This window comes from Phytobacter ursingii (assembly GCF_001022135.1).
In the GTDB taxonomy this organism is placed as follows: Bacteria; Pseudomonadota; Gammaproteobacteria; order Enterobacterales; family Enterobacteriaceae; genus Phytobacter; species Phytobacter ursingii.
The window spans coordinates 545,235-556,650 of the sequence record NZ_CP011602.1 but is presented as its reverse complement, the minus strand read 5'-3'; the positions used below and the strand labels follow the sequence as shown (position 1 = coordinate 556,650).

Here is an 11,416-nt window from a genome sequence, read left to right as displayed (position 1 = left end):
CTGGTACGCCCTATGCATATAAATGCGGGTGTCGATATGGCTCCCTCATTTATGTATAGACTCAGGAGATTCTCATGGATACCAGCAATGCTTTTGATCTGCGGCTTCCCGCAGAAATGGCAAAGGTTGCCGAACAGGCAGGTTTATATAAAGTCAGCAAGAAGAAAGAGCTGTCATTCTTTCTCGCGGTCACGGCTGGTGTATTTATTTCCATTGCGTTCGTTTTCTATATTACCGTCACGACAGGGCCTGCCCCGGCAACCGCTCTGGCAAAACTGGCGGGCGGCGTCTGCTTCTCGCTGGGCCTCATTCTGGTCGTGGTCTGTGGCGCAGATTTGTTCACCTCGACAGTATTGACGGTAATGGCAAAAGCCAGCGGACTCATAAGCTGGCGACAGTTAATTATCAACTGGATAATCGTCTATTTGGGTAACCTTGTCGGTGCACTATTTTTTGTCGCGCTGATTTGGTTTGCCGGGCAATATATGAGTGGTAACGGCCTTTGGGGATTAAATGTATTACAGACTGCTGATCATAAAATGCATCATACATTCGTTGAAGCCGTCTGCCTGGGGACGTTATGTAATTTAATGGTGTGTCTGGCCGTATGGATGAGTTATTCCGGACATACGCTAACGGATAAAATCATGGCGATGCTGTTGCCTATTGGCATGTTTGTCGCCAGCGGCTTCGAGCACAGCATTGCGAATATGTTTTTGATCCCGCTTTCTGTTGTTATTCGTTATTTTGCCCCCGAAGGATTCTGGACCAGTATTCATTCCAGCGCGGAAAATTTTCCGGCATTAACAGTGAGCAATTTTATCACTGCCAATCTGATACCGGTGACTATCGGTAATATCATCGGCGGCGGATTACTGGTTGGGATTACCTACTGGATTATCTATTTGCGTAATCAACATAACGCGCACTAACCGCGTCCCGGATGGCGCTGCGCTTAGCCGGATACAGCCTCAGTAGCCCCCGCTAAGCGTCGCGCCAGCGGGGAAGACATCAGGTCAGACGTGGTGGTCGTCAACCGCAACGGTATCCGGCCATGCGTGAATCACCGCCTGCACCAGCGTCGCCAGCGGGATGGCGAAGAATACGCCCCAGAACCCCCACAGGCCGCCGAAGATGATCACCGACAGGATAATGACCAACGGGTGCAGGTTAACGGCTTCGGAGAACAGCAAGGGCACCAGCAAGTTGCCATCCAGCCCCTGGATTATCAGGTAGACGGCAAAACAGCTCCAGAACTCGGTGCCCGCGCCAAACTGGAACAGCGCCACACCAATCACCGGTATTGTGACCACAAATGCGCCGATGTAAGGAATCAGCACCGAGAATCCCACCAGCACCGCCAGCAGCAAGGAATAGTTAAGGCCGAAGAGTTGAAAACCTAACCAGGTCGCGACACCGACGACAATCATCTCGAGTACTTTGCCGCGAATGTAGTTGGTTATCTGCTGGTTCATCTCTTTCCAAACCTGCCCTGCCAGCCCACGATTGCGTGGCAGCACACGGCGCACCGCATTGAGCATCTGTTCTTTATCCTTCACCAGGAAGAAGACCATCAGAGGCACCAGCACCAGATAGACCGCCAGCGTCAGCAGACCGACCAGCGACGCAAGGGAGTATTTGACCACCGAATCCCCCAGCCCCAACATTCGGGCACGCATGTTTTCCGCCATGGCATCAATGATGCCCGCATCCATTAACATCGGATAACGTCGGGGCAGCGTGGCGGCATAATCGGACAGTTTATTGAGCATTCCCGGCATGTCGCGAATCAGATTCATCCCCTGCTGCCAGGCAACCGGCATCACCACAAATGCCATAATCATCAGAATGCCGACAAACAGGAGCAGTACCATTGTTGCTGCCCAGCGGCGGGAGAAACCAACTCTTTGCAGACGAACGGTTGGCCATTCAAGTAGATAGGCCAGCACAATGGCGACCAGCAACGGCGCAAGAAGACCGCTAAAGAAGAAGAGAATGACAAAACCAGCCAGTAAAATGACCAGCAGCGCGATCGCTTCCGGGTCGCTAAAGCGACGGCGATACCACTGCATCAACAATTCAAGCATATGTTCCTTCCAGAAGCCGGATTGACCGGTGTGAGTTCAGGAATTGTATCGAAATGTCACAAAAAAGACTTCGCTTTTCGTCGCCTTTACAGGAAACATGGTGAGCAGGTAAAACGGTGTCATTCCCCTTTCAGGGCGGATAAACTCTCTGTTTTATTTTGCCGGAACGAACCCCGGCGCCTCAGGTCAAATGATTACCCCAAAAATTACAGGATTGAGGTTATGTTCAGGCAGTTGAAAAAAACGCTGGTCGCAACCCTTATCGCCACGCTGACGCTCGGCCAGATGATCCCCGCGTTTGCGGATTCTGCAGATACGCTGCCCGATATGGGAACCTCCGCAGGAAGCACCCTGTCCATTGGTCAGGAAATGCAGATGGGCGACTATTATGTCCGCCAGTTGCGCGGCAGTGCACCGCTGATCAACGACCCTTTACTGGTTCAGTACATTAACGGACTGGGCATGCGCCTGGTCTCGCATGCAAACTCAGTAAAGACCCCGTTTCATTTCTACTTAGTCAATAATGACGAGATCAACGCTTTTGCCTTCTTCGGCGGCAACGTAGTACTGCATTCAGCGCTGTTTCGCTATGCGGACAACGAAAGCCAGCTGGCGTCGGTGATGGCGCATGAAATTTCCCACGTGACCCAGCGCCATCTGGCACGTGCCATGGAAGACCAGAAACGCAGCGCCCCCCTCACCTGGGCTGGCGCGCTTGGCTCCATTCTGTTAGCCATGGCAAGCCCGCAGGCCGGGATGGCGGCGCTCACCGGTACACTGGCCGGTACGCAACAGGGCATGATTACCTTTACGCAGCAGAACGAACAGGAAGCGGACCGCATCGGGATTCAGGTCTTGCAACGCTCCGGCTTTGATCCACAGGCAATGCCGACATTTCTGGAAAAATTGCTTGATCAATCGCGTTACGCTTCACGCCCGCCGGAAATTTTGCTGACGCACCCGTTACCGGAAAGCCGTCTTGCCGATGCGCGTAACCGCGCCAATCAGATGCGCCCGGTGGTCGTGCAATCCTCCGAAGAGTTTTACCTGGCCAAAGCCAGAGCGTTGGGTATGTATAATTCCGGGCGTAATCAGCTCACCAGCGATCTGTTAGATGCCTGGGCGAAAGGGAATGTACGCGAACAGCATGCCGCCCAATATGGTCGTGCCCTACAGGCCATGGAGGCGAAGAACTTCGCCGACGCGGCGAAAACCCTGCAACCGTTGCTGACTGCCAATCCGACAAATGCCTGGTATCTCGATCTGGCGACCGACATTGATTTAGGGCAGAACAAGAGCACCGAAGCGATTAACCGTCTGAAAAATGCGGCAGAAATTAAAACCAACCCGGTATTACAGCTCAACCTGGCAAACGCCTATCTGACCGGCGGTCAGGCAGCCGCGGCAGAAGCAATACTCAACCGTTACACCTTTAACTGGAAGGATGATGTCAACGGCTGGGAACTGCTGGCGCAAGCGGAAGCCACCTTAGGCCATCGCGATGAAGAGCTGGCGGCGCGTGCCGAAGGGCTGGCGCTGACAGGCAAGCTCGACCAGGCCATTACGTTGCTGGGGAGCGCCAGTTCGCAGGTCAAATTGGGCAGTCTGCAGCAGGCCCGTTACGATGCGCGTATCGACCAGCTTCGTCAGTTGCAGAAAACGTTCCGCCCGTATCAGAAGATGTAACAAGGAGAACCGATGACAGACGCGGTGAAAATTTACCATAACCCTCGCTGCTCCAAGAGCCGCGATACCCTCAGCCTGCTGAAAGCTAACGGCATTGATCCGCAGGTTGTCCTGTATCTGGAGACACCGCCGGATGCCGACACGCTCAAAGCGTTGTTGCATATGCTGGGGATGACCAGCGCGCGTGAACTGATGCGCCAGAAAGAAGATCTCTATAAATCGCTGGGACTGGGGGATAGCCATCTCTCAGAAGAGGCGTTGTTGCAGGCGCTGCTTGATAATCCCAAACTGATGGAACGTCCGATCGTCGTGGCGAACGGGCAGGCGCGCATCGGTCGTCCGCCAGAGCAGGTCCTTGAGATCGTCAACTAACGTCGCAGGCCCGGAGGTGCGATGCTTGCCGGGCCTACAGTTTCAGAATGTCTTTTACGAAGGGAATGGTCAGCTTACGCTGGGCGGTAATTGACGCGCGGTCAAGTTGATCGAGCGTATCAAACAGCGTGCGCATTTCGCGATCCAGCCGCTTGAGCAGAAAACGTCCCACATCTTCCGGTAACTCAAATCCGCGCAGCCGCGCCCGCAGCTGTAGCGCCTGAACTTTATCTTCGTCAGAGAGCGGTTGCAGCTTGTAGATCTGTCCCCAGTCCAGACGAGAAGCCAGATCGGGCAACCCCAGATTCAACTGCCGTGGCGGACGATCGCCGGTGATCAATAGCCGCGTTTTGCCTGATTCCAGAATGCGGTTATAGAGATTGAAGATGGCCATCTCCCAGGGCTCATCGCCTGCGACACACTCGATATTATCGATGCAGACCAGCGAGAGATGTTCCATCCCCTCAAGCACTTCCGGTACAAACCAGGTGCGTTTATCGAGCGGCACATAGCCGACGGCATCGCCACGCTGCGACAGCTCAGCACAGGCTGCATGAAGCAGATGGCTACGTCCTGCCCCTTCGCGCGACCAGAAATAGATGTATCCGCTATGATCCTGGCGCAGGACATTTTGCAACGCCGCCAGCAAAGAAGGGTTATCGCCCGGCCAGAAACTCGCAAAAGTTTCATCGTCAGGAAGGTAGAGTGGCAGGGAAAGTTGCGCCGGTGTGTTCAGACGTACCTCAACAGGGCTTTAACAAAACGCGGTAAGTTTATCATAAAACTTTACCGCGTTTGAACCGGGCACGACGCCCGGTTTGCAGAGCAACGATTAATGCTGATTCGCTTCGCTGTCTTCGGCGTCCAGTACCACTTCTTCCGGACGCAGGACACTGATCAGTTTGAAGATCAGGCTCAGCGCAACACCGACGATGGTCGCCAGCGCCATGCCTTTCAGTTCAGCCGCGCCAATGTGCACTTTCGCGCCGCTGACGCCGATGATCAGGATAACGGACGTCAGGATCAGGTTTTGCGCTTTGCTGTAATCCACTTTGGACTCGATCAGCACGCGAATACCGGATGCGCCGATTACCCCGTACAGCAGCAGAGAAACGCCGCCCATTACGGGTACCGGGATAATCTGAATTGCCGCCGCCAGTTTACCCACGCAGGAGAGCAGAATCGCGATGATGGCCGCGCCACCGATAACCCAGGTACTGTAGACGCGGGTGATCGCCATAACGCCAATGTTCTCGCCATAGGTGGTGTTCGGGGTTGAGCCGAAGAAACCGGAAATAATCGTTGAGAAGCCATTGGCAAACATGGAACGGTGCAGGCCCGGGTCACGGATCAGATCGCGTTTCACGATGTTTGCGGTAACGACCAGGTGGCCCACGTGCTCAGCAATCACCACCAGCGCCGCAGGCAAAATGGTGAAGATAGCAAACCATTCGAAACGCGGCGTATAGAAGGTTGGCAGCGCGAACCAGTGCGCATTGGCAATCGGCGTGGTATCAACCACACCCATCGCAAACGACAGCGCATAACCAGCCAGCACACCGATCAGAATCGGGATTATCGCCATAAAACCACGGAACAGTACGGAACCAAATACGGTCACACCCAGCGTTACCATCGAGATGAGGACGGTTCTGGAATCAGCAGACTGACCTTCCGCAGGCAGCAAACCGGCCATATTGGCAGCGACGCCGGCCAGTTCCAGACCGATGACGGCAACGATTGCGCCCATTGCCGCAGGCGGGAACATTACATCCAGCCAGCCGGTGCCCGCTTTCTTCACGATGAAGGAGACAATGCAAAACAGCACGCCGCACATGATAAAGCCACCCAGCGCCACTTCGTAGCCCAGCGGCAGAAGCAACAGTACCGGCGAAATAAACGCAAAGCTCGATCCCAGGTAAGCCGGAATTTTGCCCTTACAGATAAAGAGATAAAGCAGCGTCCCGATACCATTAAACAACAGTACGGTGGCCGGATTAATATGAAACAGGATTGGCACCAGCACGGTTGCGCCAAACATAGCGAACAAGTGCTGCAAACTAAGCGGGATTGTCTGTAAAAGCGGCGGTCTTTCACTCACCCCGATAGCACGGCGCGTCATAGTGTTTTCCTCTGAGTGTTGTTGTTTATCCCCGTCACCCTTCTGGTCGCAGGTGCGTTGGCCGTACTCGTTCACCCGAAGCACTTACCAGAGTAAGATAATCAGGATTCGCTCGCGTGCCGCCTGCCTGCAATTCGAATTGTTTAGGGTATATGTTCCGCTCATCACGCATGCTGCAGTTTTGTGGACTGCATCATGAAATCAGGCGGATTCTGTTCTGGTTTACGCCAAAAAAAAGCCGACTTTCAAAGTCGGCTTTTGATTTTTAAAGCATTTATTTCGTACCAAAGATTTTGTCGCCGGCATCGCCGAGACCCGGAATAATGTATCCGTGCTCATTGAGGCCCTTGTCAATGGACGCGGTGTACAGCTCAACGTCCGGGTGCGCTTTCTCCAGCGCAGCGAGGCCTTCCGGGGCAGCAACCAGCACCAGCACTTTGATGCTGTGGCAGCCTGCGTTTTTCAGCAGGTCGATGGTGGCAATCATAGAACCGCCCGTTGCCAGCATCGGGTCAACGACCAGCGCCATACGCTCGTCGATGTTAGAAACCAGTTTCTGGAAGTACGGCACCGGCTCCAGGGTCTCTTCATTACGATAGATACCCACCACGCTGATGCGCGCGCTCGGAACGTGTTCCAGCACCCCTTCCATCATGCCCAGACCGGCACGCAGAATAGGGACGACGGTGATTTTTTTGCCTTTGATTTGTTCGACTTCTACCGGGCCATTCCAGCCTTCGATAGTCACACGTTCAGTTTCCAGATCGGCGGTCGCTTCATAGGTCAGCAGACTACCGACTTCCGAGGCGAGTTCACGAAAGCGTTTGGTGCTGATGTCATTTTCACGCATCAGGCCCAGCTTGTGTTTGACGAGTGGGTGTTTTACTTCCACGACCTTCATACTCTTCTCCTTCCCCAAAACGGTGGCAGCCACAAAAAAAATCGCCGGATTATACCGCTTTTTCTCCGCCACGCTACAGGTGCGGCGTTGATCCGGATCAAACAGACTGGAAAAGAGTATACCGTAAGAATCCTCAACGGCCTGAAATAATGGACTCGCAAACGTTTGCCTTCACTGTTAGAATTGCGCCGAATTTTATTTCCAAAACCGGATTAGTTCGGGTAACAGCCTGAAATATGACGGGTGAACCGCAAGCAAACGCGTGGGGACTCAAGCAGTGACCGATAAAACCTCTCTTAGCTACAAAGATGCCGGTGTTGATATTGACGCAGGCAATGCTCTGGTTGACCGAATCAAAGGTGTGGTGAAGAAAACCCGTCGTCCGGAAGTCATGGGCGGTCTGGGCGGCTTCGGCGCGCTGTGCGCATTGCCGCAAAAATATCGTGAGCCAGTACTGGTTTCCGGCACTGACGGCGTAGGTACCAAACTGCGTCTGGCGATGGATCTAAAACGTCACGACAGCATCGGCATCGATCTGGTGGCCATGTGCGTGAATGACCTGGTCGTTCAGGGCGCAGAGCCGCTGTTTTTCCTCGACTATTACGCAACCGGCAAACTGGATGTCGACACCGCAGCCAGTGTTATCAACGGTATCGCGGAAGGCTGTCTGCAGTCAGGCTGTGCGCTGGTTGGCGGCGAAACCGCTGAAATGCCGGGCATGTACCATGGCGAAGATTACGATGTTGCCGGTTTCTGTGTTGGCGTCGTTGAAAAATCAGAGATCATTGACGGTTCCAGCGTGGCCGACGGCGATGTCCTGATTGCACTGGCGTCCAGCGGTCCACACTCCAACGGCTACTCTCTGGTACGTAAAGTCATCGAAGTGAGCGGTTGCGACCCTGAGACGACACAGCTTGAAGGCAAATCCCTGGCCGATCACTTGTTGGCCCCGACCCGCATCTATGTGAAATCGATCCTTGAGCTGATTGAAAACGCAGATGTGCACGCTATCGCGCATCTGACCGGCGGCGGCTTCTGGGAAAATATCCCGCGCGTACTTCCGGACAACACCCAGGCGATAATCGACGAGTCTTCCTGGCAATGGCCTGCCGTCTTCAACTGGCTGCAAACGGCGGGCAACGTCAGTCGTCATGAGATGTATCGCACCTTTAACTGTGGTGTCGGTATGGTTATCGCCCTGCCTGCTGATGAAGCAGATAAAGCCATCGCATTCCTGAATGCCAAAGGTGAAAACGCGTGGAAAATCGGTATCATCAAAGCATCCGATTCCAGTGAACGCGTGGTCATTGAATGAAAAACATTGTGGTGCTCATTTCCGGCAACGGAAGCAATTTGCAGGCGATAATTGATGCCTGCAAGCAGAAGAAAATCAATGGCACCATCCGGGCAGTATTCAGTAACAAAGCCGACGCATTCGGCCTTGAGCGTGCGCGGGAAGCCAATATTCCCGCCCATGCGCTTCTTGCCTCTCAGTTTGCCAGTCGCGAAGCATTTGACCGCGAACTGATGCAGGAGATTGACGCTTACGCCCCGGATATCGTTGTGCTGGCTGGCTACATGCGTATCCTCAGTCCGGCCTTCGTGGCGCATTACACTGGCCGCCTGATCAATATTCACCCTTCCCTGCTGCCTAAATATCCCGGTTTACACACCCACCGCCAGGTCCTGGAGAATGGCGATGAAGTTCACGGTACCACCGTGCATTTTGTTACCGACGAACTGGACGGCGGCCCGGTGATTTTACAGGCACAGGTGCCGGTGTTTGAGGGCGATACCGAAGAAGACGTGACCGCCCGCGTCCAGACGCAGGAACATGCGATTTACCCGCTGGTCGTGAGTTGGTTTGTCGATGGCCGTCTGGCTATGCAAGAAAACAAAGCCTGGCTTGACGGCATTTGCCTGCCAGAACAGGGCTACGCGGCCGATTAAGCAGTTCTTTTCTTTGCCTGCGCGTAACATAACGTTGCGCGCAACACCTTTCTGCGGGTAAAACCGGATTACTGTCATACTTATCTGTCACAGTTGGACATCTACTGGCAAAGCTCGCCATAATAGGGATGTCACTCAAACGAACGCCAACACGTTTACCTGCACACGAGGGCACTGCCATAGCGAGAAGAAATTGCCGTGTCCCGAGAGTTAACCGGAGTGTAAGTTGTAATGGGTCAGGAAAAGCTATATCTGGAAAAAGAACTAAGTTGGTTGTGCTTTAACGAGCGCGTTCTGCAGGAAGCGGCGGATAAGAGTAACCCGCTCATTGAACGCATGCGCTTTTTAGGGATTTATTCCAACAACCTTGATGAATTCTATAAAGTTCGCTTTGCAGAACTGAAACGCCGCATCATTATTAGCGAAGAACAAGGACAAGGCACCAACACCCATTCACGCCACCTGCTTGGTAAAATCCAGTCTCGCGTACTGAAAGCCGATCAGGAATTTGACGGTCTCTATAACGAACTACTGCTGGAAATGGCGCGTAATCAAATCTTTTTGATTAATGAACGCCAGCTTTCCGCCAATCAGCAAAACTGGCTGCGTCACTATTTCCGACAGTATCTGCGCCAGCACATTACCCCGACGCTGATTAATCGCGAAACCAATCTGATTCGCTTCTTAAAGGACGACTATACCTATCTGGCGGTGGAAATTATCCGTGGCGATGATATTCGCTACGCCCTGCTGGAAATTCCGTCTGATAAAGTGCCGCGTTTCGTGAATCTGCCGCCGGAAGCGCCGCGCCGTCGCAAACCGATGATCCTGCTGGATAATATCCTGCGTTATTGCCTGGATGATATCTTCAAAGGTTTCTTTGATTACGACGCGTTGAACGCCTACTCGATGAAAATGACCCGTGACGCCGAATACGATCTGGTGCACGAGATGGAATCGAGCCTGATGGAGCTGATGTCTTCAAGCCTGAAACAGCGTCTGACGGCAGAGCCGGTACGCTTTGTTTACCAGCGTGATATGCCGGATGCCATGGTTGAGATGCTGCGCGAGAAACTGACCATTTCCCGTTATGACTCCATTATCCCCGGCGGCCGCTACCATAACTTTAAAGACTTTATTAGCTTCCCGAACGTCGGGAAAGCGAACCTGGTGAACAAACCGTTACCGCGCCTGCGCCATGTCTGGTTTGATAAGTTCCGCAACGGTTTTGACGCCATTCGCGAACGCGATGTGCTGCTCTATTACCCATATCACACCTTTGAGCATGTGCTGGAACTGCTGCGCCAGGCATCGTTTGACCCAAGCGTGCTGGCGATAAAAATCAACATTTACCGCGTAGCGAAAGACTCGCGCATTATCGACTCCATGATCCACGCCGCCCATAACGGCAAGAAAGTGACCGTGGTGGTTGAGCTGCAGGCGCGTTTCGATGAAGAAGCTAACATCCATTGGGCGAAGCGTCTGACCGAAGCCGGCGTGCAGGTGATCTTCTCGGCGCCGGGTCTGAAAATCCACGCCAAGCTGTTCCTGGTGTCGCGTATGGAAAACGACGAAGTGGTGCGTTACGCTCATATCGGTACCGGCAACTTTAACGAAAAGACCGCGCGAATCTATACCGACTACTCCTTGCTGACCGCCGATGCGCGTATCACCAACGAAGTGCGCCGGGTGTTTAACTTTATTGAGAACCCGTACCGTCCGGTGAATTTCGATTATTTATTGGTATCGCCGCAAAACTCGCGCGATCTGCTGTACAAAATGATCGACACCGAAATTGCCAATGCGCAGAACGGTATTCCGTCCGGAATTACGCTGAAAATCAACAATCTGGTGGATAAAGGTCTGGTTGACCGGCTGTATACGGCCTCCAGTTCTGGCGTGCCGGTGAATTTACTGGTGCGCGGTATGTGCTCGCTTATCCCTCAACTGGAAGGCATCAGCGATAATATTCGCGTAATTAGCATTGTTGACCGTTTCCTTGAACACGATCGCATCTATATTTTTGAGAATGGCGGCGATAAAAAAGTGTATCTGTCGTCTGCTGACTGGATGACGCGAAACATCGATTACCGTATTGAAGTAGCGGCGCCGTTGCTCGATCCGCGCCTTAAACAGCAGGTACTGGATATCATTGATCTTCTGTTCAGTGATACCGTCAAAGCACGCTACGTCGATAAAGAGCTGAGTAATCGATATGTGCCGCGCGGCAACCGCCGTAAAGTACGCGCGCAGCTCGCGATTCATGAATATCTGACATCACTTGAACAGTCTGACTAA

10 protein-coding genes are annotated in these 11,416 nt (G+C 53.2%); 6 read left to right on the top strand and 4 right to left on the bottom strand.

The genetic code is table 11. The annotated features are described in order from the left end of the window. Positions 1–74: 74 nt before the first annotated feature. Positions 75–932 (top strand): formate transporter FocA, encoded by an 858-nt coding sequence (gene focA, locus AB182_RS06095; RefSeq protein WP_047369316.1) that lies wholly within the window; start codon positions 75–77, stop codon positions 930–932. An 84-nt stretch (positions 933–1,016) separates the two neighbouring features. Here the strand turns inward: focA and AB182_RS06090 are convergent, their stop codons facing one another. After that, positions 1,017–2,087, bottom strand: a complete 1,071-nt coding sequence (locus AB182_RS06090) for an AI-2E family transporter (protein ID WP_047369315.1) — start codon at positions 2,085–2,087, stop codon at positions 1,017–1,019. Between the two features lie 222 nt (positions 2,088–2,309). Between AB182_RS06090 and bepA the strand changes: the two genes are divergently transcribed. Together bepA and arsC are read left to right on the top strand one after the other, a co-directional pair. Then, on the top strand, positions 2,310–3,773 hold the full coding sequence (gene bepA / locus AB182_RS06085; RefSeq protein WP_047369314.1) for a beta-barrel assembly-enhancing protease: 1,464 nt from the start codon (positions 2,310–2,312) through the stop codon (positions 3,771–3,773). A 12-nt stretch (positions 3,774–3,785) separates the two neighbouring features. Further along, positions 3,786–4,145, top strand: coding sequence for an arsenate reductase (glutaredoxin) (gene arsC, locus AB182_RS06080; RefSeq protein ID WP_047369313.1), 360 nt, complete (start codon positions 3,786–3,788; stop codon positions 4,143–4,145). 34 nt (positions 4,146–4,179) lie between these two features. Here arsC and AB182_RS06075 read toward each other — a convergent pair whose 3' ends face one another. From AB182_RS06075 to upp, 3 genes are all read right to left on the bottom strand, one after another. Continuing rightward, a complete protein-coding gene (locus tag AB182_RS06075) occupies positions 4,180–4,881 on the bottom strand; it encodes a DnaA inactivator Hda (protein WP_071845843.1) in 702 nt (233 codons plus the stop codon). A 96-nt stretch (positions 4,882–4,977) separates the two neighbouring features. Then, entirely contained in the window at positions 4,978–6,267 is a 1,290-nt protein-coding gene (gene uraA / locus AB182_RS06070; RefSeq protein ID WP_047369311.1) for a uracil permease, read from the bottom strand. A 274-nt stretch (positions 6,268–6,541) separates the two neighbouring features. Next, positions 6,542–7,168: a uracil phosphoribosyltransferase gene (upp, locus tag AB182_RS06065; protein WP_039079688.1), complete on the bottom strand. Its 627-nt coding sequence runs from the start codon at positions 7,166–7,168 to the stop codon at positions 6,542–6,544. Positions 7,169–7,445: 277 nt separating this feature from the next. Here upp and purM point away from each other — a divergent pair, with 277 nt between their 5' ends. The 3 genes from purM (at position 7,446) to ppk1 (ending at position 11,416) form a co-directional block, all read left to right on the top strand. Beyond that, complete coding sequence (gene purM / locus AB182_RS06060) at positions 7,446–8,483, top strand: phosphoribosylformylglycinamidine cyclo-ligase (RefSeq protein WP_047369310.1); 1,038 nt, start codon at positions 7,446–7,448, stop codon at positions 8,481–8,483. Continuing rightward, entirely contained in the window at positions 8,480–9,118 is a 639-nt protein-coding gene (purN, locus tag AB182_RS06055; protein WP_047369309.1) for a phosphoribosylglycinamide formyltransferase, read from the top strand. The genes purM and purN overlap by 4 nt, the downstream gene beginning before the upstream one ends. A gap of 231 nt (positions 9,119–9,349) precedes the next feature. Beyond that, a complete protein-coding gene (gene ppk1 / locus AB182_RS06050) occupies positions 9,350–11,416 on the top strand; it encodes a polyphosphate kinase 1 (protein ID WP_047369308.1) in 2,067 nt (688 codons plus the stop codon).